Here is a 23,751-nt window from a genome sequence, read left to right as displayed (position 1 = left end):
GCCGACAAGAACAGGGAAGGAAGAAGAGGGGCACCGGGGTCAGGACGCGTCCGGACCCTTCTCCAGGCGCCCGCGCCCGCGCTCGTCGCCCAACGCCCCCGAACCCGGCCGCCCCAGCTCCGCGTCCCGCAGCCGCTGCCGCTCCGCCTTGCTCCGCTTGTGCTCCACACCGACCCCGCCCATCAGCGCGAACCCGGTGATCCGCACCCGCGGGGCATCCGGCGACGGAATGCCCTCGTCCTTCGCGCGCTCCCCGAAACCTCCCATGACACCGATGCCCCGGACCTCGACGTTCAGCTCCGGCGGGACCGTCACCTGTATGCCGCCCATGATCGTGATGCAGCGGATGACCACCTCGCGGTCCTCGAAGTTCGCCTCCCGCAGGTCGATCTCGCCGCCGCCCCACATCGCGAACGCGGTGAACTTCCGGCCCACCGTCCAGTTGCCCCGACGGCCGAATCCGCCCCAGAAGGCGAAGGCACCACTCGACGTGGCGGGCCTGCCGATCCGCTCCGTCCACCGCTTCTGCGACCCGGTCCGGGCCACAGGCGCACCCACCGGGGCCACCGCCGCGCCCGGCGCGGGCAGGTCCCGTACCAGCGGCTCCAACTCCCCGTGCGTACGCGCCGTATAGGTCGCCTCCAGCCGCTGCTCGAACTCCGCCATCTCCAGCCTGCCCTCGGCGACCGCCTCGCGCAGGGTTTCGGCGACACGCTCGCGCTCGGCATCGGAGGCCCGCATTTCCGGACTGTCACTTGTCATACCGCGAAGCCTATTGAACGCCCGCTTCCCGTCACAGCCGGCAGGGCTCAGGGAGCGCTCGACGCGTACATCTTCGCGATCACCGTCTCGATGTCCGGCTCCCGCACCGACAGGTCGACCAGCGGATAGTCCGCGGCGATCCGGGCGACCAGTGCCGCCGCCGACTCCGCGGCCGGGAAGGCCAGCCACTGCCGCGGCCCCTCCACCTTCACGGTGCGCACCGAGGGCGCCGACTCCAGGCGGATCGGGGGCAGTTCATGCTCCAGGTCCACCACCAGCATCCGCTCGCTCTCCCCCACCTCGTGCAGGCCGCCGAGAGCCCCGTCGTACATCAGCCGGCCGTGGTCGATCACCATCACCCGGGAGCAGAGCTGCTCGATGTCCGTCAGATCGTGGGTCGTCAGCAGGACGGTCGTGGCGCGCTCGGCGTTCAAGTCCCGCAGGAAACCACGGACCTTCGCCTTGGAGACGACGTCCAGGCCGATCGTCGGCTCGTCCAGGTACAGCACCTCCGGATCGTGCAGCAGCGCCGCGGCGATGTCCCCGCGCATCCGCTGCCCCAGCGACAACTGCCGTACCGGCACCTCCAACAAGTCGCCCAGATCGAGGAGTTCGACACACCGGGCCATGTTCTCCCGGAACCGGGCGTCGGGAATCCGGTACATCCGGTGCATGAGCCGGTACGAGTCGCGCAGCGGCAGGTCCCACCAGAGCGTGGTGCGCTGGCCGAACACCACACCGATCCGGTGCGCCAGCCGCGTACGCTCCCTGGACGGATCGATGCCCGCCACCCGCAGCCGCCCGCCGCTCGGGGTGAGGATGCCGGTCAGCATCTTGATCGTGGTCGACTTCCCGGCACCGTTCGGACCGATGTAGCCGACCATCTCGCCGCGCGCGACACGGAAGCTGATCGAGTCGACCGCCCGCACCTGACGGCGTTCACTGCGCAGGAATCCGGTTCTGCGGCGTACGTCGAAGACCTTCTCGACCCTGTCGAGCTCGATGAACCCGGGCTCGGCCGCGGCGCCCGGCTCCGTATCCGCGTCCGTATCCGCGCCCGTGCCCGTGCCCGTACTCGTGCCCGTACTCGTCACCGTGCTTGCGTCCCTGTCCATGACGGCTGCTCCGCCTCCCTCGCTAGAAGTTCGATGTTCCGGTCGCCCCGGTCGCCCCGGTCAGCTTCCGGTGCTGCGGTACGCGCGCAGGCCCGCGCGCCAGGCCAGGCCCGCCAGCAGACAGCACCCCGCCGCCACCACCGGGGACAGGAACGCCACCCAGTCCGCCAGCCCCAGCGGCAACGGGCGGCCCAGCACGTACAGCGCGGGCAGCCAGTTCACGAAGGCCAGCGGCACCACGAAGGTCACCCCGCGCACCAGCTCCCTCGCGAAGATCGACGGCGGGTACTGGAGCAGGGTGTTCCCGCCGTACGTGAACGAGTTCTGCACCTGGGACGCGTCGTTGGCGACGAACTGGAACGCCGCCCCCGCCACGAAGAGCGCACCGAAGATCCCCGCTCCGCCCAGCAGCATCAGCGGCACCACCGCCACCTTCAGCACCGTCCACTCGACATCCACCGTCGCCAGCCCGTACCCCAGCACCAGCGCCCCCTGCATCACCCGCCCCAGCCTGCGCAACGCGAACCGGTCCGCCGCCACCTGGGCGAGCACCGGCACCGGCCGCACCAGCAGCGTGTCCAGCGTGCCGTCGCGCACCCGCCGCCCCAGCCGGTCCATCGAGCCCATCAGCAGGTCGGCGAGGCCGAAGGCGGTGCCCGAGACCCCGTACAGCAGGGCGATCTCGGACAGGCCGTAGCCACCGAGCCGGTCCACGTGCGAGAACATCAGCAGGATCGTGACGAAGTCGAAGACGGTGGCCACGAAATTGCCGAACGTCGCCATCACGAACGACGCCCGGTAGGCCATCGTCGAGCGCAGCCACATCACCACGATCAGCCCGTACGCCCGCACCCCCTCGCCGAACCGCCGCGGCCAGCGCCGCCGCGCGAACGCCTCCCGCGGCCAGTCCGCGGACCGGTCCCCGGCCGCCTCCACCGCACCGCCCGTGTCAGCCACCCTGGACCACTACCCTCCGCGTCGCCACCGACTGCACCATCCGGCCCACCAGCAGCAGGGCCACCGCCCAGCCCGCCTGGAAGGCGTACGCCCGCGCCAGCTCCCACCCCGGGTACTTGCCGAGGAACACATCGGCGGGCACCTGGAGCATCGAGGACCACGGCAGCAGCCGCGCCACCTCCCCCAGCAGCCCGGGGAACAGCGTCAGCGGGAGCAGCATCCCGGAGAAGAACAACCCGAACAGCCAGGCGAACTGGGCCACCCCCGCCCCGTCCATCAGCCAGAACGCGGAGAGCGCCACCAGATAGCGGATCGCGAAGCTGACCACGACGCCGAGCGCCACCGACCCGACGAAGGCCAGCCAGGTCCAGCCCGAGGAGGGCAGCGCCAGTTCGAAGACGAGCGAGCCCACCAGCATCGGCACGATGCCGCGGCCCAGCAGATGGAACGCGGCACGGCCCAGGTCGCCCGCCAGCCACCAGCACTGGAGGTCGACCGGCCGGTAGAGGTCGACCACGACGTCACCCGTGCGGATGCGCTCGATCAGGTCCTCCTCGAAGCCGCCGCCCATCATGCAACAGGTCATCAGCAGGGCCTGTCCCAGCCAGACGTAGCTGAGCGCCTGCGACATGTCGTAGCCGCCGAGCTGCGGTCGCTCGTCCCACAACGCCACATAGGTGTACGTCAGGATGAAGCCGAAGACGGTGTTGGTGAACACCCCCGACGCCGTGGCGATCCGATAGGTGGCGTGGCGCCGGAATCCGCCCGCCGCCACCACCGCGTAGAGCCGCACCGCATACACCCCCGTGGTTCGGGTGCCGCACGGGCGCAGGCACCAAAGCGCACGACCCTAGTCCAGCGGGAACGGCCGAGGCGAGCGGTTTTCCGGGGGCGGGAGCGCGGTCGATCCGGTGGTTATTCAGTAAAAAGGGCAGTATGGGATAACTGACCGCAGTCGAGGAGTCTGCACGGACATGAGCGACGAGCCACAGCAGCCCGGTGAGGACGGCGACGGCCCCCAGGGCTGGGCGCCCAGGCAGCCGGACGCCCCCGGCAACGGCCACGACGGCGGCGACGACGGGACCGGGGCGGCCGGGAAGGCCGCCGCGGCGGCGGGAACGGCCGGGAAGGCCAGACGGCCCAAGCGCACCGGATGGCGCCGCGCCGTACCCACCTGGCGGATGACCCTCGGCGGGCTCCTGGTCATCGCCGTCCTGCTGATCGGCGGCTTCATCGCCGGATACCAGCTCGTCGGCATCCCGGCCGCCAACTCCAGCGCCACCGCGCAGGCCAACCTGTACCTCTACAAGGACGGCAGTGTGATCGCCCGTTCGGGTGAGATCAACCGGGAGAACGTCCACCTGTCCCAGGTGCCGCTCACCGTCCAGCGCGCCGTCCTGGCCGCGGAGGACCGCGACTTCTACTCCGAACGGGCGGTCGACCTCAAGGCGATGGTCCGCGCGGCCTGGAACACCGTGACCGGCAAGGGGACACAGGGCGGCTCGACCATCACCCAGCAGTACGTCAAGAACTACTACCTCGGCCAGGAACAGACCATCGTCCGCAAGATCAAGGAGTTCTTCATCGCGGTCAAGCTCAACCGCGAGCAGTCCAAGGACCAGATCCTCCAGGGCTACCTCAACACCAGCTACTTCGGCCGCAACGCGTACGGCATCCAGGCCGCCGCCCAGGCCTACTACTCCAAGGACATCGGCGAGATCACCACCGCCGAGGGCGCCTACCTCGCCTCCCTGCTCAACGCCCCCAGCGCCTACGACGTCGTCGTCCACCCCCAGAACAAGGACGCCGCCGTCGGCCGGTGGAACTACGTACTGGACGGCATGGTCAAGGAGAAGTGGCTCGGCGCGGACGAGCGCGCCGCGATGACGTTCCCCGTCCCCGGCAAGGTCCGGCCGCCCACCGGGCTCGCCGGGCAGCGCGGCTACCTCGTCCAGGCCGTCGACGACTACCTCGCCGCCCACGGCATCATCGACGAGACCACCCTCGCCACCGGCGGCTACCGGATCACCACCACACTGGAGAAGAAGAAGCAGAACGCCCTCGTGCGCGCGGTCGACGACAACGTCATGTCCCAGACCAGCCCGGACCGCGCGGCCGATCGCAACGTCCGCGTCGGCGGCGCCTCCATCGACCCCGGCACCGGCCGCGTCGTCGCCATGTACGGCGGCGTCGACTACACCAAGCAGTACGTGAACAACGCGACGCGGCGCGACTTCCAGGTCGGCTCCACCTTCAAGCCCTTCGTCTTCACCTCCGCCGTCGCCCACCACTCCACCACCCAGGACGGCCAGGCCATCACCCCCGACACCGTCTACGACGGCACCAACAAGCGGATGGTCCAGGGCCCGAACGGCCCCACCGGGTACGCCCCCGCCAACGAGGACGACCGCAGCTACGGACCCATCACCGTCTCCACCGCCACCGACAAGTCCGTCAACGCCGTCTACGCCCAGATGGCCGAGGACGTCGGCCCCGAGAAGGTCCGGCAGACCGCCATCGACCTCGGACTGCCCAAGAGCACCCCCGACCTCACCGCCACCCCGTCCATCGCCCTCGGCGTCGCCACCGCCAGCGTCCTCGACATGACCGAGGCGTACGCCACCCTCGCCAACCACGGCCGGCACGGCTCGTACGTCCTGGTCGACCGGGTCAGCAAGGGCGGCGAGGATCTCGACGTCCCCGACCGCGAAGCCCCCACGCAGGCGGTCGACCGCGAGGCCGCCGACACCACGACCGCAATCCTCCGCAGCGTCGTCGAGGGCGGCACCGGCACCGCCGCCCAGGCCGCCGGACGCCCCGCCGCGGGCAAGACCGGCACCGCCGAGGAGGACAGGGCCGCCTGGTTCGCCGGGTACACCCCCGACCTCAGCACCGTCATCGCCGTCATGGGCCAGGACCCCGGGACCGGCGCGCAGAAATCGCTGTACGGGGCCCTCGGCCTCGCCCGTATCAACGGCGGCGGCGCACCCGCGCAGACCTGGGCGCAGTACACCGAGGCCGCCCTGCGCGGAACCCCGGCCACCGGCTTCGACCTGGAAGTCGAGAGCGGCACCGGGAAAACCACCCCGTCCCCCGGACGGACCACCCCCCGCGGCAGCACGCAACCCTCCGGTCCCGCCTCCAGCACCAGACCGGGCACCCCCGAAAGCACCCCGCCCGAGGTTCCCTCACCCCCCGGCAGCGAGGAACCGCCCACCGGGAGCACCGACACCGGCGACCAGACCGGGGGCACGGCGGACAGCGGCGGGGCACAGAACGGGGGCGGCGACAACGGCGGCGCGGGCGGAGGCGGGAGCAGCAACAACAACGGCGGCGGGGGCGCGGGCGGCTACGGCTACGGGCGCGGCGCCCTCCCCGGCAGCCGGGGCACACCCGTCCCCGCCCCCGGCCCGGGTACCGGCCCCGGCCCGGGTACCGGCCCCGGTCAGTGACCCGAGGTCGCCTTCAGGCCCACGACCGCGACCAGCAGCAGACAGACGAAGAAGATCCGGGCTGCGGTCACCGGCTCGTTCAGCACCACCATGCCCAGCACCGCCGCACCGGCCGCACCGATCCCGACCCACACCCCGTAGGCCGTGCCGATCGGCAGCGTCTTGGCCGCGTGGGACAGCAGCACCATGCTCGCCACGATTCCGGCCCCCGTGAACACGCTGGGCCACAGCCGGGTGAACCCCTCGGTGTACTTCATCCCAATCGACCAGGCCACTTCGAGCAGACCGGCGACAACCAGCAGAACCCACGCCATGACGGCACCTCCGACGAGACAGAACACGCGAACAACCCAGGTGCGTCGTCTTTGCGGAACCCGGTACGGCGCGTCTCGTCGGGATGCCCCCACCTTAGCAAAGGGCATGCAAAGGACCTGGTGACACCGGTCACCAGGCCCAGGCCCTCATCGGGTCACCAGGTCCAGGCCATGATCGGGTCACCAGGTCCGGGCCCGCATCGGGCCGAAGAACTCCAGGCGTCGAAGAACTACAGGTACAGCCCGGTCGAATCCACCGAACCCTCGAAGCGGTCGGCCGCCACCGCGTGCAGATCGCGCTCCCGCATCAGCACGTACGCCACCCCGCGCACCTCGACCTCCGCACGGTCCTCGGGGTCGTACAGCACCCGGTCGCCCGGCTCCACCGTCCGCACGTTCTGACCCACCGCGACCACCACGGCCCAGGCCAGCCGACGGCCGACCGCGGCCGTCGCCGGAATCAGGATGCCGCCACCGGAACGCCGCTCGCCCTCGGGCGTATCGGTCCGGACCAGCACGCGGTCGTGCAGCATGCGGATGGGCAGCTTGTCGTCGGTGTTCTCGCTCACGCCCCGCAACCTACCTGCCCCGCGGCGCCCGGCGCCCCTCCGGGGTGCGCGGGCCGCGGCATCAGGCCTTCCGGCGCCGCTTCGACGCCACGATCAGCCCCACGACGCCCACCGCGAGCAGCGCCGCCGGGACCACCCGTTCCAGCCGCGGGGCCCCGTCCTCGTCCACGAACTGCGCCCGCACGTCCGACACCGCCCGGTTCACCGCGACGAAGGCCCGCCCGGCCGTCCGGTCCACGGCCTCGGCGGCCTTGGCCTTCATGTCTCCCATGATCGTATCGGGGTGCACCCGCACCCCGATCTCATCGAGCACCACCGCCAGCTGCTCGCGCCTGCTGATGATGTCCGCCTCGATCTGCGCAGGGGTTCTGGCATCCGACACTGCGCCGCCTCCGTGGTCCTCGTCCGGTACACATCCTTCATCGACAGTCTGTCAGCTCGACCGTCCGCACACCCGGCGGCACCCCTATTACTCTCGGTCCCGTACATCCCACGTGCCACCCGAGGAGAACCATGAGCGAGCGACTCCAGCCCGGCGACACCGCCCCCGCCTTCACCCTCCCCGACGCCGACGGCAACGAGATCTCGCTCGCCGACCACAAGGGCCGCAAGGTCATCGTCTACTTCTACCCGGCCGCCCTGACCCCCGGCTGCACCAAGCAGGCCTGCGACTTCACCGACAACCTGGACCTGCTCACCGGCGCCGGATACGACGTCATCGGCGTGTCCCCCGACAAGCCGGAGAAGCTCGCCAAGTTCCGCGAGAAGGAGAACCTCAAGGTCACCCTGGTCGGCGACCCGTCCAAGGAGACCCTGGAGGCGTACGGCGCCTTCGGGGAGAAGAAGCTCTACGGCAAAACGGTGACGGGGGTCATCCGCTCCACGGTCGTCGTCGACGAGGAGGGCAAGGTCGAGCGCGCCCTCTACAACGTCCGCGCCACCGGCCACGTAGCCAAGATCATCAAGGACCTCGGCATCTGACCCAGGCCCCGCATCCACCCGGAATGCTCCGCACCACTTCGGCTCCGACCGAAGCGGTGCGGGGCATTCCACATGTTGTCGGACATCGGACGTGACGCACCGGTATCCGAAGCGTTGATCCGTACGAGGCCACGAACACACGGCCGGATACGGAGGAGAGCATGGCAGCGAGTCCCTACACGCGGGAGCGTCTGGAGGACGCGGCCCGGAAAGCGCGGACGCTGACGGAGGCACTGACGCGTCTGGGTGTCGACCCGAAGAGTCCGACACGGCGGTATCTCGCCGCCCGGATGAGGAAGCTGGGGGTGAACACGGCCCACTTCGAACGGGAGACCAAGTGGAGCCGGGACATCCTTCAGGCGGCGGTCTCGGCATCGACGAACATGCGCGAGGTGCTTGCCCGCCTCGGACTGGACGTGGTCGGCGGCCACCACACCCACATCAGCCGCCGCATCAAGGCGTACGGCATCGACATCTCACACTTCGGGGCGCCGCACCGGAAAGGCAGGCCCTGGCGGCCCCGGACACCGGAGAGCCTGCTCGTCGAGCAGTCACCGGCTCGTGCCCGCCGCGTTCCGGGCGACCGGATCACATGGGCCATGGCGGCCTCGGGCATGCCGGAGCGCTGCGCGCTGTGCGGCGGTGAGCGCGTCTGGAGGGGGCGCCCACTCCCTTTGGAGGTCGATCACATCGACGGCAACTGGCGCGACAACCGCATCGAGAACCTTCGGTTCCTCTGCCCCAACTGCCATGCGACGACGGACCGTTACCGCGGGCGCGGCAAGCGCCGCGCCCGCTCGTGAGCGACAGCGTGCAGTACACCCGCGTACGTCTGGCGGAAGCCGCCGCGTGCTGTTCCGGCCTCGACGAGGTCATCGCCTTCTTCGGCACCCGGCCCTACAGCCGTCTGCGCAGGCACCTCGCGGGACGGTTCGCCCACTACGGCATCGACATCTCACATTTCCGTCCTCCTGACAGGGTGCCCCGTCCCCTCTCCGAAGAGCTGCGTACGGCAGTCGCCGAATCGATCTCGGTCGCCGGTGTGCTTCGCCGGCTCCAGCGTCCGGACAACACCAGCCAGCGCGCCGCCCTGCGCCGGTGGATCGCTGAGGAGAACATCACGACCACGCACTTCCTGGGGCAGGCCCATCAACGCGGCAAGCCGGGCACGACCCCTCGCAGGCACCACTCGGACATCCTGGTCAAGCACGACGGCAAGCGGCGCACCAGGACCGCGCTGCTGCGCCGGGCGCTCCGTGAAGCCGGCGTGCCGGAGAAGTGTGCGGAGTGCGGCACCGGTCCCAGGTGGCTCGGGAAGCCGATGACACTCGAAATCGACCACGTCGATGGGGACTGGAGTGACGACCGGCCCGCGAACCTGCGGCTGTTGTGCCCGAACTGCCACGCCACCACCAGCACCTGGTGCCGGGGAGGAAGCTCCCGAAGCGTTCCCTGACGCTCTCTGACTGGATTTTCCCCCTCGCGGCCCGCGCGGAACGGTAAGCTGACTTCTGGTTTGCGCCCGTACGCCAACTGGTGAGCGGCGATCTTTAGGTGGTCGTGTTTGTGTCGGTTCGAATCCGACCGGGCGCACCGGAAACGACGGATGCCTGGCCCCCGGGGGCCGGGCATCCGTCGTTTCACCCCACCAGCTCCCGCACCACCGGTGCCAGCGCCCGGAAGGCCTTGCCGCGGTGGCTGATGGCGTTCTTCTCGGCGGGGGTCAGTTCCGCGCAGGTACGGGTCTCGCCCTCGGGCTGGAGGATCGGGTCGTAGCCGAAGCCGTGGGTGCCCGCGGGGACGTGGCGCAGGGTGCCGGTCAGGCGGCCCTCGACGACGCGTTCCGTGCCGTCGGGCAGGGCGAGGGCGGCGGCGCAGGCGAAGTGGGCGCCGCGGTGGGGGGCGTCGATGTCGGAGAGCTGGGCCAGGAGCAGGTCCAGGTTGGCCTGGTCGTCGCCGTGGCGGCCTGCCCAGCGGGCGGAGAAGATGCCGGGGGCGCCGCCCAGTACGTGCACGCAGAGGCCGGAGTCGTCGGCGATCGCGGGGTGCCCGGTGGCCTTGGCGAGGGCGTGGGCCTTGAGCAGGGCGTTCTCCGCGAAGGTGACGCCGGTCTCCTTGACGTCCGGGATGTGCGGGTACGCGTCCGCGCCGACGAGCTCGTGGGTGAGGCCTGCGTCGGCGAGGATCGCGTGGAGTTCGGTGATCTTCCCGGCGTTGCGGGTGGCGAGGATGAGGCGGGTCATGCCCCCCAGTATCGGGGGTGGTCAGGAGGTGCAGACCTTGGCGATCTCCGCGGCGGCGTCGGTGACCGAGCTGATGTCGGGGGTGGCGTCGCCCTTGTCGATGGCCCCGCGCGCTTCGGCGACGCCGTTCTGGAGGTCGGCGATGGCCTTGCCGAGGTCGGCGTCGCCGGTCGTGCGGCCGAGTTCGCCGATTTCCTTGTCGATCTCGTCGAGGGCCTCGGACGCCTGGGTGGGGTCGCTGCTTGCGCGGGAGACGGCCTGCTGGAGGTTGTCCACGCTGGTGGCGATGGCGTCGGCGGTGCGGACGCAGTCCAGTGCCTTGTCGACGGCGCCGCAGCCGGTCGCTGCGGTGAGGGTGAGTGCGGTCAGGGTCAGCGCGGCGGCGATGCGCTGGCGGGCGGCCTTGGCCATGGTGTGCGGTTCCTCCCCTGGTGCGGATGCACGGACGGGCGCACGGTTCGATCCGTGCGCCCGTGTTCGTAACGACGCGGTGCGGTGCGTACGCGGTTGCTTCGCCGGACGGCCTCTACGCGCCGAGGGTGCGGGCGAGGGCCTCGTTCTGGAAGACGGTGAGGTCCGCGCAGCCCGCGGTGGCGAGGTCGAGGAGGGCGCCGAGTTCCGCGCGGTCGAAGGGGGTGGCCTCGGCGGTTCCCTGGACCTCGACGAAGCGTCCGTCGCCGGTGCAGACGACGTTCATGTCGGTCTCGGCGCGGACGTCCTCCTCGTAGCAGAGGTCGAGGAGGGGGGTGCCGTCGACGATGCCGACGCTGACGGCGGAGACGGTGTCGGTCAGCGGCTTGCGGCCGTGCTTGACGATCTTCTTCTGCTGGGCCCAGGCGACGGCGTCCGCGAGGGCGACGTAGGCGCCGGTGATGGCGGCGGTGCGGGTGCCGCCGTCGGCCTGGAGGACGTCGCAGTCCAGGACGATGGTGTTCTCGCCGAGGGCCTTGCAGTCGATGACGGCGCGCAGCGAGCGGCCGATGAGGCGGCTGATCTCGTGGGTGCGTCCGCCGATCTTGCCGCGTACGGCCTCGCGGTCTCCGCGGGTGTTGGTGGAGCGGGGCAGCATGGAGTACTCGGCGGTGACCCAGCCTTCGCCGCTGCCCTTGCGCCAGCGGGGGACGCCTTCGGTGACGGAGGCGGTGCAGAAGACCTTGGTGTCGCCGAAGGAGATGAGTACGGAGCCTTCGGCGTGCTTGCTCCATCCGCGTTCGATGGTGACGGGGCGGAGCTGTTCGGGGGTGCGGCCGTCGATACGAGACATGGCGTCGACCCTATCGGGTGTGCGGTGGCGGCCGTTCGGGTGCGGGGCGGGCCCGTTGTCCCGCGTACGGCGCAGGCCCCGGCCGGGGCGGGCGGGGCCTGTGCGGGGGCCGAGCGGGTGGCTCAGCGGGGGCTTCGGGGGCCGGTCACATCATGTCTTCGATGTCGGCGGCGATGGGGTCGGCGTCGGTGCCGATGACGACCTGGATCGCGGTGCCCATCTTGACCACGCCGTGGGCGCCGGCGGCCTTGAGCGCGGCTTCGTCGACCTTGCTGGGGTCGTGGACCTCGGTGCGGAGGCGGGTGATGCAGCCTTCGATCTCGTCGATGTTCTCGATACCGCCGAGCCCGGCGACGATCTTCTCAGCCTTGCTGGCCATGGCCTTCTCCCTGGTTCTTCACATGCGTGCGACGGCCCACCCTGGGTCCGTTTCGTCACCGTAACGCACGTTTGGCCCAACTTCGCGAGCGGGTGACTGGCTCGTCACGAATGATGGCGATCATCGGTGCCCGGTCTTCCACGCGGGTTACGCACCGTACCCCAACTGGTCTACACCATTTTGCAACGACCGCCGACCCCACCTCGCTCCGGGAGGATGCCGATGAGCGCGAGCAGCGCCGCAGTGCCGCGGAAGACATGGTGGAACGGTTTCTTCCAGGGGCTCCAGAAGATGGGCCGGAGCCTTCAGCTGCCGATCGCCGTCCTCCCGGCGGCGGGCATCCTGAACCGGCTGGGCCAGCCGGACGTATTCGGTGACGAGGGTCTGGGCTGGACCAGCATCGCGAAGGTGTTCGCGGCGGCGGGCGGTGCGCTGCTGGACTCGGGGCTGGGCCTTCCGCTGCTGTTCTGCGTCGGCGTGGCGATCGGCATGGCGAAGAAGTCCGACGGTTCGACCGCGCTCGCGGCGGTGACCGGGTTCCTCGTCTACTACGCGGTGCTGCACGCCTTCCCGGTGGACTGCGGGCCGAGCTCGACGTTCACCCCGGGCGGCGTCTGGTTCGGTACGTGCGTGACCACGGACGCCAAGGTCACGGCGGCGGCGTACCAGAACCCCGGGGTGTTCGGCGGCATCGTGATGGGGCTGCTGTCGGCCTGGTTCTGGCAGCGGTACCACCGGGTGAAGCTGGTGGACTGGCTGGGCTTCTTCAACGGCCGCAGGCTCGTACCGATCATCATGGCGTTCGTCGGCCTGCTCTTCGCGGCCCTGTGCGCGTGGCTGTGGCAGCCGGTCGGTGACGGGCTGACGAGCTTCTCGAAGTGGCTGGTGGATCTGGACTGGGTGGGTTCCGGCATCTTCGGTCTGGCGAACCGGGCACTGCTGGTGATCGGGCTGCACCAGTTCCTGAACACCTTCGTGTGGTTCCAGTTCGGTGACTTCACCAAGCCGGACGGGACGGTGGTGCACGGTGACATCAACCGGTTCCTGGCGGGCGACCCGACAGCCGGGCAGTTCACTTCGGGGTTCTTCCCGATCATGATGTTCGCGCTGCCCGCGGCGGCGCTGGCGATCTGCCACTGCGCGAAGCCGCACCGGCGCAAGGCGGTCGGCGGCATGATGCTGTCGGTCGGGCTGACGTCGTTCGTGACGGGCATCACCGAGCCGATCGAGTACTCGTTCCTCTTCGTCGCGCCGCTGCTGTACGGGATCCACGCGGTGCTCACGGGTGTCTCGATGGCGGTGACCTGGGCGCTGGGGGTGAAGGACGGCTTCAGCTTCTCGGCGGGGCTGATCGACTACGTCATCAACTGGAGCCTGGCGACCAAACCCTGGCTGATCATCGTGATCGGCCTGGGCTTCGCCGTCGTTTACTACGTGATCTTCCGGATCGCGATCACTCGGTTCAATCTCCAGACGCCGGGCCGGGAACCCGACGAACTGGAGGAGGAGATCGAGAGAAACCTCACGAAATAGCACGTCAGGCGGGTGGCGACAGCTTTCAGGAAGACCCTCGGGCCCAGGCGGCCCGGGGGTCTTCCACATGTCACCGAAAGTCAGTGATTGCTGATGCGAAGTATTCGGATCTCGAAGGTTCCTTATCCAGCCCTCACCGTGTTACAACTGGTCTACACCACTGAGTGGTCCAGACCATGTGGCGCTCTGCCGCGTTCTCCGAGTCGCCGCCTCCCCCCGCATCACCATCCTGGGCGGCGCCTTGCCCCCATGGAGGAAGTTGATGTCCACGGCAGACGCCGCGCCCGCGGCTCCCAGGAAGAAGGGCGCCGGCGTGATGTCGGTCATGCAGCGCATCGGCCGCAGCCTCATGCTGCCGGTCGCCGTGCTGCCCGCCGCCGCACTGCTGGTGCGCCTCGGCCATGACGACATGCTCGGCAGGGACTCCTTCCCCGCCTTCCTCACCAGGATCGCGTCCTTCATGGCCGCGGGCGGCAACGCGATCCTCGACAACATGGCGCTGCTGTTCGCCGTCGGCATCGCGATCGGCTTCGCCAAGAAGTCGGACGGTTCGACCGCGCTCGCGGCCGTCACCGGCTACCTGGTCTTCCAGAAGGTGCTGGCCACCTTCACCGACAGCAGCCTGCCGCAGGTCGCGACGGTCGTCGACGGCAAGATCGTGATGACGGACGCCCCCGTGGACGCCAAGGTCCTCGGCGGTGTGGTGATGGGCATCGTCGTCGCGCTGCTCTACCAGCGGTTCCACCGTACGAAGCTGCCCGCCTGGGCGGGCTTCTTCGGCGGGCGTCGTCTGGTCCCGATCCTCTCCGCCTTCGCGGGTCTGGTCATCGGCATCGCCTTCGGTTACATCTGGCCGGTGCTCGGTACCGGACTGCACAACTTCGGCGAGTGGCTGGTGGGTTCCGGCGCGGTCGGCGCGGGCATCTTCGGTGTCGCCAACCGTGCGCTGATCCCGGTCGGCATGCACCACCTGCTGAACTCGTTCCCGTGGTTCCAGGCCGGTGAGTTCCAGGGCAAGAGCGGCGACATCAACCGCTTCCTGGCCGGTGACCCGACGGCCGGACAGTTCATGACCGGCTTCTTCCCGATCATGATGTTCGCCCTCCCGGCCGCCTGCCTCGCCATCGTGCACTGCGCCCGCCCCGAGCGCCGCAAGGTCGTCGGCGGCATGATGTTCTCGCTCGCGCTCACCGCGTTCGTGACCGGTGTGACCGAGCCGATCGAGTTCACGTTCATGTTCATCGCCCCGGTCCTGTACGCGATCCACGCGGTGCTCACCGGTGTGTCGATGGCCCTGACCTGGGGACTCGGCATGAAGGACGGCTTCGGCTTCTCCGCGGGCGCCGTCGACTTCTTCCTGAACCTGGGCATCGCGAGCAAGCCGTGGATGCTGGTGCTGGTCGGCCTCTGCTTCGCGGCGGTCTACTACGCGGTCTTCCGCTTCGCGATCACCAGGTTCAACCTGCCCACCCCGGGCCGCGAGTCCGACGAGGAACTCGCCGAACTGCTCAAGGCCGAGGCGAAGTAACCCCGGCCCGGCCCACCCGCGCGGCGAAGCCCGCACCTTCCCGGACCGGAGGAGGTGCGGGCTTCGCCGCGTCCTCAGTCAGACCTCGTACACCGCGCCCGCCACCGCCACCTCCGCCGGCCCGTGGAAGACCGTGCGGGCGTCGGCCAGGTTGCGTTCCGCGTCGGTCCACGGGGGGATGTGGGTCAGGACGAGCCGCCCCACCCCGGCGCGGGCGGCGGTCTCCCCCGCCTCGCGGCCGTTGAGGTGGAGGTCTGGAATGTCCTCCTTGCCGTGCACGAACGACGCCTCGCACAGGAACAGGTCGACCCCCTTCGCGAGTTCCTCCAGGGCCTCGCAGATCCCCGTGTCACTGGAGTACGCCAGCGACCGGCCGCCGTGCTCGATCCGGATCGCGAAGGTGTCGACGGGGTGGCAGACCTTCTCCGTACGGACCGAGAAGGGGCCGATGTCGAACGATCCCGGCTTCAGCGTGTGGAAGTCGAAGACCTCGCTCATCGCGTGCTCGGACGGGGTGTCGGCGTGGGCGGTGGTCAGCCGCTGCTCGGTGCCGTCCGGACCGTAGACGGGGAGGGGGGTGGGGCGTCCGCCGTCGTGCCGGTAGTAGCGGACGACGAAGTACGCGCACATGTCGATGCAGTGATCGGCATGGAGATGGCTGAGGAAGATGGCGTCGAGGTCGTAGAGACCTACATGGCGCTGCAGCTCGCCGAGGGCGCCGTTGCCCATGTCGAGGAGCAGCCGGAAGCCGTCGGCCTCTACGAGGTAGCTCGAACACGCCGATCCCGGGGACGGGAACGAGCCGGAGCAGCCGACGACGGTGAGCTTCATGGAGCGTGAACCTCCGTGACATGGGAACGGGGAGGGTTCGTGCGGTCGGTTGAGCGGTTTGTCGAGCGTAAGGCGCGAATCAGCCGGTCGCTCCTCCACGGCCGCCCGTTGTGGGGGAACTCACCTGCGCTGTCACCGGTTCGATGGAAGCGGCGGGGACACCGGTACGGTCGGGGGCATGGACATGTCCTGGTGGTGGATCGCGCTGGCTCTGGTCGTGCTGCTCGCACTCGTCGCGGCGGTCACCGACGGCCGGGGCCGGAGCGGGCGCGGACCGCGTGGCCGGACCCGTCCCCCGGCGGGGCCGGGGCGCGGCGCGGGGCGTGGTTCCGGGCCGGAGCGGGCCGTGGGGCACGGGCCCCGGCCGGGCGAGATCTGGTGGGCCGCGGTGCCGTACGAGGACGGGCCCGGGGACAAGGACCGGCCGTGCCTGGTGCTGTCGGTGCGGGGCGGTTCGGCGCGTGTCGTGAAGATCACCAGCAAGCACCACGCGGAGCGGCCCGGGGTGATCCCGCTGCCCGCGGGGGCGGTGGGCGACGCGCGGGGCCGGGCGAGCTTCCTGGAGACGGACGAGCTCCGGGACGTGGCGGTCCGGGCGTTCCGGCGGCGGGTCGGCGTGGTGGACGCGGCGGTGTGGAAGCGGGTGCGGGGGCTGGGCTGAGGGGGTCTCCGGCGGGCCGGGCCCGGGGGCCCGGCCCGCCGGAGGACGGCCTACGCCCAGAGCTGGCCGTGCAGGGTTTTGATGGCGGCTTCGGTGGACGGGGCGGTGTAGACGCCCGTCGACAGGTACTTCCAGCCGCCGTCGGCGACGATGAAGACGATGTCGGCGCTCTCCCCCGCCTTCACGGCCTTCTTCCCGACGCCGAGCGCGGCGTGCAGCGCGGCGCCGGTGGAGACGCCCGCGAAGATGCCCTCCTGCTGGAGGAGTTCGCGGGTGCGGGTGACCGCGTCCGCCGAGCCGACGGAGAAGCGGGTGGTGAGGACGGAGGCGTCGTACAGCTCGGGGACGAAGCCCTCGTCGAGGTTGCGCAGTCCGTAGACCAGGTCGTCGTAGCGCGGCTCCGCGGCGACGATCCTGACGTCCGGCTTGTGTTCGCGCAGGTAGCGGCCGACGCCCATGAGGGTGCCGGTGGTGCCGAGGCCCGCCACGAAGTGGGTGATGGAGGGGAGGTCGGCGAGGATCTCCGGGCCGGTGGTGGCGTAGTGGGCGCCCGCGTTGTCCGGGTTCCCGTACTGGTAGAGCATGACCCAGTCCGGGTGCTCGGCTGCCAGGTCCTTGGCAACGCGTACGGCCGTGTTGGAGCCGCCCGCCGCCGGGGAGGGGACGATCTCGGCGCCCCACATGGTGAGCAGGTCGCGCCGTTCCTGGGAGGTGTTCTCCGGCATGACGCACACGATGCGGTAGCCCTTGAGCTTGGCCGCCATGGCGAGCGAGATACCGGTGTTGCCGCTGGTGGGCTCCAGGATGGTGCATCCGGGGGTGAGCCGGCCGCTCTTCTCCGCCTGTTCGACCATGTGGAGCGCCGGGCGGTCCTTGACCGAGCCGGTGGGGTTGCGGTCCTCCAGCTTGGCCCAGACGCGGACGTCGCTGGAGGGTGACAGCCGCGGCAGGCGGACGAGCGGGGTGTTGCCCACCGCGGCGAGCGGGCTGTCGTACCGCATCAGCGCATGCCGCCGGCGACGGCCGGGAGGATCGTGACGTTGTCGCCGTCGGTCAGTTCGGTGGCGATGCCGTCGAGGAAGCGGACGTCCTCGTCGTTGAGGTAGACGTTCACGAAGCGGCGGAGCTCGCCGCCGTCGACGATGCGCTCGCGGATGCCGGTGTGGCGGCTCTCCAGGTCCGTGAGGAGGTCGGCAAGGGTCTTGCCGTTGCCCTCGACGGCCTTGGCGCCGTCGGTGTAGGTGCGGAGGATGGTCGGGATGCGGACCTCGATGGCCATGACGGGCTCCTGTCGGATGCGGAAGGTGCGGGAAGGACGCTGGATACGGAACGGGCGCTGGGTGCGGGAAGGCCCTGGGTGCGCGAGTGGCGTGCGGCGTGCGCGGCCGGTTCCCCCGCGCGGGGGGTGGTGCGGTGGCTGTGCTGCTCGGGCCGCGGCCCTGCTCAGGACCCGGTCAGGCCCTGCGTCCGGCAGGCGGGCAGCATGGACAGATCGCGCTGGCGAGCCTGCACAGGTCGACGTGCAGGCGCGCGACGAGCAGCGTGCCCGGCGTCTTGTCGCTCACGTCAGGGGGAACCATGCGCTCATCGTATCGATTCCCGGTCCGCGATCCGGAGTGTGATCTCAACTACTGGACGCTGGCCGTTCGGCAGGCGGACGGGGTAGTGCCGGCTCCGGCCTCCCGTCCGCCCGCGGGCGGCTTTTCCGGCCGGGTCAGGCAGGCTCGTACGCCTCGACGACCCGGACCTCCTCCTCGGTGATCGCCCCGTCCACGATGCGGTACGAGCGGAACTGGAAGGGGCCCGCGTCGTCGGTGTCGGCCGTGGAGACGAGCACGTAGTGGGCGCCGGGCTCGTTGGCGTAGGTGACGTCGGTACGGGAGGGGTAGGCCTCGGTCGCGGTGTGCGAGTGGTAGATGATCACCGGCTCCTCGTCGCGGTCGTCCATCTCGCGGTAGAGCTTGAGGAGGTCGGCGGAGTCGAACTCGTAGAAGGTGGGCGAGCGGGCGGCGTTGAGCATCGGGATGAACCGCTCGGCGCGGCCGGTCCCGGCCGGTCCGGCGACCACGCCGCACGCCTCGTCGGGGTGGTCGGCGCGGGCATGCGCGACGATCTGGTCGTGGAGCGCCTGGGTGAGGGTCAGCATGGCGCCAGGATAGGCCGACGGCCACCGCGTACCGGAGTGTGGTACGCAGCGGACCACATGGTGGAACACGGGGCGGCCCCGCGCGGCTCAGCCCTTGGCGAAGGCCCGGTTCGCGGGGTCACGGGCCCTGAGGACCCGGTACGAGACGCCGAGGAGCGCGGCCCAGACAGGGGCGCAGTACAGCGCGATCCTGGTCTCCGCGTCGAGGCCCATCATCACGACGACCACGGCGAGGAAGGCCAGCGCGAAGAGGCTGGTGTACGGGGCCCCGGGGGCCCGGAAGGACGAGCGCGGGAGCAGCGCGCGGTCGGCGAGGCGCCGGTAGCGGAGCTGGCAGACCAGGATCATGATCCAGGCCCACATGCCGGAGACGGTGGCGAAGGAGACGACGTAGGTGAAGGCGTCGCCGGGCCAGCGGTAGTTGATCCAGACACCGACGAGCATCAGGGCGGCGGAGAAGGTGGTGCCAGCGAGCGGGGTGCCGCCGCGGGTGAGCCGGATGAAGCCCCTCGGCCCCTGTCCGTTGCGGGCGAGGTCGCGCAGCATGCGGCCGGTGGAGTACATCCCGGAGTTGCAGGAGGAGAGCGCGGCGGTGAGCACGACGAAGTTGACGATTCCGGCGCCGAGGCCGAGCCCCATGGTGCGGAAGGCCTCGACGAACGGGGAGACCCCGGGGCTGAACGTGGTCCACGGGACCACGGAGAGGATCATGACCAGGGCGCCGACGTAGAAGACGGCGATGCGCCACGGCACGGTGTTGATGGCCCGGGGCAGAACGGTCGCGGGGTCCTTGGACTCGCCCGCGGTGACGCCGACGAGCTCGACGGCGAGGAAGGCGAACATCACGATCTGCAGGGTCGTCAGGGTGCCCGCGACGCCGTGCGGGAAGAATCCTCCGTCGGCCCAGAGACGGGTGACGGACGCGGTGTCCCCGGCGTCGGAGAAGCCGAGGGTGAGAATTCCGGCGCAGATGAGGATCATGCCGACGATGGCGGTGACCTTCACCATGGAGAACCAGAATTCCATTTCCGCGAAGAGTTTCACGGAGATGAGGTTCGCGCCGTACAGGACGACCGTGAAGACCAGCGCCGAAAGCCACTGCGGGGCGGCGAACCAGTACGTCATGTACTGGGCGGCGGCGGTGACTTCGGTGATTCCGGTGACGACCCAGAAGAGCCAGTACGTCCAGCCGGTGGCGAACCCGGCGAAGGGGCCGACGAATTCACGGGCGTACGCGGAGAAGGAGCCCGACACCGGGCGGTACATGAGGAGCTCGCCCAGGGCCCGCATGATGAAGAAGATGACCAGCCCGGCGACCGCGTACGCCAGGACGAGGCTGGGTCCGGCCTGGGCGATCGCCCTTCCCGCGCCGAGGAAGAGGCCGGTGCCGATGGCCCCGCCGATGGCGATCATCTGGATCTGCCGGGCACCGAGGGTGCGCCGGTATCCCTCCCCCGCCGCGCCGGTGTCCGCGAATTCCGGGGCCTTTCGCTCTTCCTGCCCCTCGCCGAGCTGTGCCGATGTCATGCGCCGCGCCTTTCGCCGTGCCTGCCCACCGGGAATTATGAGGCGGTCAGCACAAGGAAAAGCAGATAAACGCATCCCGTCGCCGTAATAACGACCGTTCAGGTGAGGTGTTCGTCATGGTGTTCCATGACCGGGCAGGACGGGTGGACGGACGGGGTGGACGGACGCGACGGTCGGACCCGTGCGGGGTCGCGCCGGACGCTAGGGCATCAGTGTTTCCACCAGCGTCTCCTGGAGCGCGCCGAGCCAGAGGAAGGCCATGACCATCGGCTTGCGCGGGTCGCTGTCGGGGAGCCGGTAGAGCGAGCCGGGATCGCCGCCGTCCTCCTCGGACACCTCCAGGCGGGTGCCGATGGTGAGCCGGAGGTCGTTGAGGGTGCCGAGCCAGCTGCGCGATCCGTCGGCGTCGAGTTCGAGCACGGCCTCGCCGTCCCCGTCGGCCTTGAGGGCGTCCAGCGTACGGACGACGGCGAGGGCGTCGACACGCTTGCGGGCCCGCAGGTCGTTCTCGGTGAAGCGGCGGAACTCGGCGGACGCGGCCCGCAGTTCGCTGTCGTCGGTGCCGTACGCGTCGGGGAAGAGGCGGGCCAGGGCGGGATCCGCGGGTGGCTCGCTGGGCCCCTCCGCGAAGAGGGCGGCGAGCGGGTCGGCGCCCTCGGCGGGTTCGTCGCCGGGACCGATCAGCTCCAGCAGCTGGACGGCGAGGGAGCGCAGGATCGCGATCTCCACCTCGTCGAGCACGACGGACGCGCCGCCGCCGGGGGTGGCCTCGAAATGGCCGGCCATGGGTCTTCTCCGATGATGGGTCGGTCGGTGCGGGGGGCTGGAAGGAAGAACCCTCTAGTTGCGGTCCTGGGTGAGCGTGGCCCACAGCCCGTAGCCGTGCATGGCCTGGACGTCACGCTCCATCTCCTCGCGGCTGCCGCTGGAGACCACCGCACGCCCCTTGTGATGGACGTCCATCATCAGCTTGCGCGCCTTGTCCTTCGAGTACCCGAAGTAGGCCTGGAAGACATAGGTCACGTAGCTCATGAGGTTGACCGGGTCGTTGTGGACCAGCGTCACCCAGGGGACGTCGGGCTCGGGGACGACGAGGCTTTCCTCGGCCGATTCGGGACGCGTGATCTCTGCGGGGGCGACGCTCACCCACCCCATGCTGCCACCCGGGAGGGCGCATCGCACAAACGACCCGACATCTCGTCACTCTGACGAAATAGGGGTAGCATCCAGAACATGAACTCTGCGGACCTTGGTCGACGGGTCGGCGTGCCCTCGACCGCGCTCTTCACCGACCAGTACGAGCTCACGATGGTGCAGGCGGCGCTGAAGGCCGGCACGGCCGACCGGCGCTCGGTCTTCGAGGCCTTCACCCGCCGACTGCCCGAGGGGCGGCGCTACGGCGTCATCGCGGGCGTCGGGCGGGTCCTGGACGCGGTGGAGAACTTCCACTTCGACGACGAGATGCTCACCTTCCTGCGCGAACGCTCGATCGTCGACGGGCCCACCCTCGACTGGCTGGCCGACTACCGCTTCCGCGGCGACATCTGGGGCTACCCCGAGGGCGAGGTGTACTTCCCCGGCTCGCCGGTCCTGCGGGTCGAGGGCTCCTTCGCCGAGTGCGTGCTGCTGGAGACGGTGATCCTCTCGATCCTCAACCACGACTCGGCGATCGCCGCCGCGGCCTCCCGGATGTCCGCCGCGGCCGGCGGGCGCGGGCTGATCGAGATGGGTGCACGCCGCACCCATGAACTGTCCGCGGTGGCGTCCGCCCGCGCCGCGTACGTCGGCGGCTTCGACACCACGTCCGACCTGGCGGCGGGCTTCCGCTACAACATCCCCACCGTCGGGACCAGCGCCCACGCCTTCACCCTGCTCCACGACACCGAGCGCGACGCCTTCCGTGCCCAGGTCGACTCGCTGGGCCGGGGCACGACGCTGCTGGTCGACACGTACGACGTCGCCGAGGCGGTCCGGACGGCGGTCGAGACCGCCGGGACGGAGCTGGGCGCGGTACGGATCGACTCCGGCGACCTGCTGCTGGTCGCGCACCGGGTGCGCCAGCAGCTCGACGAGCTGGGCGCCACCTCGACGAAGATCGTGGTGACCTCCGACCTCGACGAGTACGCCATCGCCTCGCTGGCCGCGGCGCCGGTCGACGCGTACGGGGTGGGCACACAGCTGGTGACCGGCAGCGGGCACCCCACCTGCTCGATGGTCTACAAGCTCGTCGCCCGCGCCGACTGCGGCGACCCCTCGGCGCCGCTGCGCCCGGTGGCCAAGAAGTCGCTCGGCCCGAAGTCGTCGATGGGCGGCCGCAAGTGGGCCGCGCGCCGCCTGGACGAGAACGGGGTGGCCGAGGCCGAGGTGGTCGGTGCGGGCCCCGTGCCCGCCGAGCTGGCCGACCGGCAGCTGCTGGTCGAGCTGGTCCGGGGCGGCGAGGCGGTCGCCCGGGAGCCGCTGGACGCGGCGCGCGAGCGGCACATCGCCGCCCGGTCCGGGCTGCCGATGTCGGCGGTGCAGCTGTCGCGGGGCGAGCCGGTGATCCCCACGGAGTACATCTGAGCGCCGGACGTCCCCGGCGCCGCAGGCCCGCCGTCCACCTGAGCGCCGTACGTCCCGGCCCCGACGGCACACGACCCGGGCCCCGCCCCCTCCCGGGCCGGGGCCCTTAGGGCCTCTCGTTTGGATCATGCCGGGCTCGCGGGGGCCGGCACGCACATCTGCCGCGTTGTCGTCAGTCACCGACGCTCCGCGTCGGCTCCTTCCTCCGCCTTGCAGCTGCACGCACCAGCCCCCGCTCCCTGATCCAGCCTGATCCAAACGAAAGACCCTAGGCTCGGAACCGAGCCCCCTCACGACCACCGCCACCCGCCCCCACCCGCTAAGGACACCCGTCATGCACCGCGCCTTGATCGTCGTGGACGTTCAGAACGACTTCTGCGAGGGCGGCAGCCTCGCCGTCGCGGGCGGCGCCGACGTCGCCGCCGCCGTCACCGACCTGATCGGTGACGCCCAGGCCGGGTACCGCCATGTCGTCGCGACCCGGGACCACCACATCGACCCGGGCGACCACTTCTCGGACCGGCCCGACTTCGAGGACTCCTGGCCCGCGCACTGCGTGGCCGGAACGGAGGGGGTGGGCTTCCACCCGAACTTCGCCCCCGCGGTCGCCTCGGGGGCGATCGACGCGGTGTTCGACAAGGGCGCCTACGCGGCGGCGTACAGCGGCTTCGAAGGAATCGACGAGAACGGGGCGGGCCTGGCCGACTGGCTGCGCGAGCACCACATCACCGAGGTCGACGTCGTGGGCATCGCCACCGACCACTGCGTACGGGCGACGGCACTGGACGCGGTCCGGGCGGGCTTCACCACGCACGTCCTGCTCGACCTGACCGCGGGCGTCGCCGAGGGAACCACCGAGCGGGCCCTGGAGGAGCTCCGCAGGGCAGGCGTGAAGCTCTCCGGCAAGCCGGTGGTGTGAGACAGGCC

The 23,751-nt window shown here is 70.3% G+C and carries 28 protein-coding genes, 1 tRNA gene and 1 riboswitch; of the genes, 10 read left to right on the top strand and 19 right to left on the bottom strand.

Features of this window, described 5'->3' with window-relative positions; translation table 11 throughout:
• Positions 1-39: 39 nt before the first annotated feature.
• The 4 genes from ACFVWY_RS18930 to ACFVWY_RS18915 all read right to left on the bottom strand — a co-directional run bounded on the left by ACFVWY_RS18930 (position 40) and on the right by ACFVWY_RS18915 (position 3,627).
• On the bottom strand, positions 40-741 hold the full coding sequence (locus ACFVWY_RS18930; protein WP_389873810.1) for a DUF1707 domain-containing protein: 702 nt from the start codon (positions 739-741) through the stop codon (positions 40-42).
• A gap of 68 nt (positions 742-809) precedes the next feature.
• The gene (locus tag ACFVWY_RS18925; RefSeq protein WP_389873502.1) at positions 810-1,877 is read right to left on the bottom strand and encodes an ATP-binding cassette domain-containing protein; all 1,068 of its coding nucleotides are present in this window, start codon (positions 1,875-1,877) and stop codon (positions 810-812) included.
• 60 nt (positions 1,878-1,937) lie between these two features.
• Positions 1,938-2,834, bottom strand: coding sequence for an ABC transporter permease (locus tag ACFVWY_RS18920; RefSeq protein ID WP_389873500.1), 897 nt, complete (start codon positions 2,832-2,834; stop codon positions 1,938-1,940).
• Positions 2,827-3,627 carry an ABC transporter permease gene (locus tag ACFVWY_RS18915; RefSeq protein WP_389873497.1) on the bottom strand — a complete coding sequence of 267 codons (801 nt, stop codon included), beginning with the start codon at positions 3,625-3,627 and terminating at the stop codon, positions 2,827-2,829. The genes ACFVWY_RS18920 and ACFVWY_RS18915 overlap by 8 nt, the downstream gene beginning before the upstream one ends.
• A gap of 181 nt (positions 3,628-3,808) precedes the next feature.
• On the opposite strand from ACFVWY_RS18915, the gene ACFVWY_RS18910 reads away from it, so the two are divergent.
• Positions 3,809-6,286, top strand: a complete 2,478-nt coding sequence (locus ACFVWY_RS18910; protein WP_389873494.1) for a transglycosylase domain-containing protein — start codon at positions 3,809-3,811, stop codon at positions 6,284-6,286.
• On the opposite strand, the gene ACFVWY_RS18905 is transcribed toward ACFVWY_RS18910, so the two are convergent.
• The 3 genes from ACFVWY_RS18905 to ACFVWY_RS18895 form a co-directional block, all read right to left on the bottom strand.
• On the bottom strand, positions 6,280-6,600 hold the full coding sequence (locus tag ACFVWY_RS18905; protein WP_031087846.1) for a multidrug efflux SMR transporter: 321 nt from the start codon (positions 6,598-6,600) through the stop codon (positions 6,280-6,282). The two genes, ACFVWY_RS18910 and ACFVWY_RS18905, sit on opposite strands and share 7 nt — an antisense overlap.
• Positions 6,601-6,639: 39 nt before the next feature.
• A riboswitch (guanidine-III (ykkC-III) riboswitch) is annotated at positions 6,640-6,711 on the bottom strand.
• Between the two features lie 119 nt (positions 6,712-6,830).
• A complete protein-coding gene (locus ACFVWY_RS18900) occupies positions 6,831-7,169 on the bottom strand; it encodes a co-chaperone GroES (protein ID WP_352273741.1) in 339 nt (112 codons plus the stop codon).
• Between the two features lie 61 nt (positions 7,170-7,230).
• A complete protein-coding gene (locus ACFVWY_RS18895) occupies positions 7,231-7,551 on the bottom strand; it encodes a DUF3618 domain-containing protein (RefSeq protein WP_389873491.1) in 321 nt (106 codons plus the stop codon).
• Positions 7,552-7,682: 131 nt separating this feature from the next.
• Between ACFVWY_RS18895 and bcp the strand changes: the two genes are divergently transcribed.
• The 4 genes from bcp (at position 7,683) to ACFVWY_RS18875 (ending at position 9,743) form a co-directional block, all read left to right on the top strand.
• The gene (gene bcp / locus ACFVWY_RS18890; RefSeq protein WP_389873489.1) at positions 7,683-8,150 is read left to right on the top strand and encodes a thioredoxin-dependent thiol peroxidase; all 468 of its coding nucleotides are present in this window, start codon (positions 7,683-7,685) and stop codon (positions 8,148-8,150) included.
• Positions 8,151-8,311: 161 nt separating this feature from the next.
• Positions 8,312-8,953, top strand: a complete 642-nt coding sequence (locus tag ACFVWY_RS18885) for an HNH endonuclease signature motif containing protein (protein ID WP_389873486.1) — start codon at positions 8,312-8,314, stop codon at positions 8,951-8,953.
• A gap of 8 nt (positions 8,954-8,961) precedes the next feature.
• Positions 8,962-9,606 carry an HNH endonuclease gene (locus ACFVWY_RS18880; protein WP_389873484.1) on the top strand — a complete coding sequence of 215 codons (645 nt, stop codon included), beginning with the start codon at positions 8,962-8,964 and terminating at the stop codon, positions 9,604-9,606.
• A gap of 62 nt (positions 9,607-9,668) precedes the next feature.
• Positions 9,669-9,743 (top strand) — tRNA-Leu (locus ACFVWY_RS18875).
• Between the two features lie 47 nt (positions 9,744-9,790).
• On the opposite strand, the gene rdgB is transcribed toward ACFVWY_RS18875, so the two are convergent.
• From rdgB to ACFVWY_RS18855, 4 genes are all read right to left on the bottom strand, one after another.
• The gene (rdgB, locus tag ACFVWY_RS18870; RefSeq protein WP_389873481.1) at positions 9,791-10,393 is read right to left on the bottom strand and encodes an RdgB/HAM1 family non-canonical purine NTP pyrophosphatase; all 603 of its coding nucleotides are present in this window, start codon (positions 10,391-10,393) and stop codon (positions 9,791-9,793) included.
• Between the two features lie 21 nt (positions 10,394-10,414).
• Positions 10,415-10,804, bottom strand: coding sequence for a hypothetical protein (locus ACFVWY_RS18865; RefSeq protein ID WP_389873478.1), 390 nt, complete (start codon positions 10,802-10,804; stop codon positions 10,415-10,417).
• A 115-nt stretch (positions 10,805-10,919) separates the two neighbouring features.
• Positions 10,920-11,657 carry a ribonuclease PH gene (gene rph / locus ACFVWY_RS18860; protein WP_389873476.1) on the bottom strand — a complete coding sequence of 246 codons (738 nt, stop codon included), beginning with the start codon at positions 11,655-11,657 and terminating at the stop codon, positions 10,920-10,922.
• Positions 11,658-11,802: 145 nt separating this feature from the next.
• Positions 11,803-12,036 (bottom strand): glucose PTS transporter subunit EIIB, encoded by a 234-nt coding sequence (locus tag ACFVWY_RS18855; RefSeq protein WP_014156020.1) that lies wholly within the window; start codon positions 12,034-12,036, stop codon positions 11,803-11,805.
• Positions 12,037-12,258: 222 nt separating this feature from the next.
• Here ACFVWY_RS18855 and ACFVWY_RS18850 point away from each other — a divergent pair, with 222 nt between their 5' ends.
• Both ACFVWY_RS18850 and ACFVWY_RS18845 read left to right on the top strand, forming a co-directional pair.
• Entirely contained in the window at positions 12,259-13,569 is a 1,311-nt protein-coding gene (locus ACFVWY_RS18850) for a PTS transporter subunit EIIC (RefSeq protein ID WP_389873473.1), read from the top strand.
• A gap of 262 nt (positions 13,570-13,831) precedes the next feature.
• Positions 13,832-15,097 carry a PTS transporter subunit EIIC gene (locus ACFVWY_RS18845; RefSeq protein ID WP_389873471.1) on the top strand — a complete coding sequence of 422 codons (1,266 nt, stop codon included), beginning with the start codon at positions 13,832-13,834 and terminating at the stop codon, positions 15,095-15,097.
• 78 nt (positions 15,098-15,175) lie between these two features.
• Here the strand turns inward: ACFVWY_RS18845 and ACFVWY_RS18840 are convergent, their stop codons facing one another.
• Positions 15,176-15,928, bottom strand: a complete 753-nt coding sequence (locus ACFVWY_RS18840; protein ID WP_389873468.1) for an MBL fold metallo-hydrolase — start codon at positions 15,926-15,928, stop codon at positions 15,176-15,178.
• 178 nt (positions 15,929-16,106) lie between these two features.
• Here ACFVWY_RS18840 and ACFVWY_RS18835 point away from each other — a divergent pair, with 178 nt between their 5' ends.
• Positions 16,107-16,589, top strand: a complete 483-nt coding sequence (locus ACFVWY_RS18835; protein ID WP_389873465.1) for a type II toxin-antitoxin system PemK/MazF family toxin — start codon at positions 16,107-16,109, stop codon at positions 16,587-16,589.
• Between the two features lie 50 nt (positions 16,590-16,639).
• Here ACFVWY_RS18835 and ACFVWY_RS18830 read toward each other — a convergent pair whose 3' ends face one another.
• The 7 genes from ACFVWY_RS18830 to clpS form a co-directional block, all read right to left on the bottom strand.
• Entirely contained in the window at positions 16,640-17,590 is a 951-nt protein-coding gene (locus ACFVWY_RS18830) for a PLP-dependent cysteine synthase family protein (protein WP_389873462.1), read from the bottom strand.
• The gene (locus ACFVWY_RS18825; protein WP_389873459.1) at positions 17,590-17,868 is read right to left on the bottom strand and encodes a MoaD family protein; all 279 of its coding nucleotides are present in this window, start codon (positions 17,866-17,868) and stop codon (positions 17,590-17,592) included. Before ACFVWY_RS18825 ends, ACFVWY_RS18830 begins: the two co-directional genes overlap by 1 nt.
• A 175-nt stretch (positions 17,869-18,043) precedes the next feature.
• Positions 18,044-18,169, bottom strand: a complete 126-nt coding sequence (locus ACFVWY_RS18820; protein WP_389873456.1) for a putative leader peptide — start codon at positions 18,167-18,169, stop codon at positions 18,044-18,046.
• A 134-nt stretch (positions 18,170-18,303) separates the two neighbouring features.
• Positions 18,304-18,735, bottom strand: coding sequence for a Mov34/MPN/PAD-1 family protein (locus ACFVWY_RS18815; RefSeq protein WP_389873453.1), 432 nt, complete (start codon positions 18,733-18,735; stop codon positions 18,304-18,306).
• An 87-nt stretch (positions 18,736-18,822) separates the two neighbouring features.
• Positions 18,823-20,262 (bottom strand): amino acid permease, encoded by a 1,440-nt coding sequence (locus ACFVWY_RS18810; protein WP_389873452.1) that lies wholly within the window; start codon positions 20,260-20,262, stop codon positions 18,823-18,825.
• 201 nt (positions 20,263-20,463) lie between these two features.
• Positions 20,464-21,048, bottom strand: a complete 585-nt coding sequence (locus tag ACFVWY_RS18805; protein WP_389873449.1) for a DUF2017 domain-containing protein — start codon at positions 21,046-21,048, stop codon at positions 20,464-20,466.
• Between the two features lie 54 nt (positions 21,049-21,102).
• Complete coding sequence (gene clpS / locus ACFVWY_RS18800) at positions 21,103-21,417, bottom strand: ATP-dependent Clp protease adapter ClpS (protein ID WP_389873448.1); 315 nt, start codon at positions 21,415-21,417, stop codon at positions 21,103-21,105.
• A gap of 78 nt (positions 21,418-21,495) precedes the next feature.
• Here clpS and ACFVWY_RS18795 point away from each other — a divergent pair, with 78 nt between their 5' ends.
• Positions 21,496-22,824 (top strand): nicotinate phosphoribosyltransferase, encoded by a 1,329-nt coding sequence (locus tag ACFVWY_RS18795; RefSeq protein WP_389873446.1) that lies wholly within the window; start codon positions 21,496-21,498, stop codon positions 22,822-22,824.
• A gap of 334 nt (positions 22,825-23,158) precedes the next feature.
• A complete protein-coding gene (locus ACFVWY_RS18790) occupies positions 23,159-23,743 on the top strand; it encodes an isochorismatase family protein (protein ID WP_389873443.1) in 585 nt (194 codons plus the stop codon).
• The last annotated feature ends 8 nt before the right edge of the window (positions 23,744-23,751 follow it).

Source organism: Streptomyces sp. NPDC058195 (assembly GCF_042883525.1).
GTDB lineage: Bacteria > Actinomycetota > Actinomycetes > Streptomycetales > Streptomycetaceae > Streptomyces.
The sequence above is the reverse complement of the archived record's forward strand: the minus strand, read 5'-3'. Positions and strand labels throughout refer to the sequence as shown.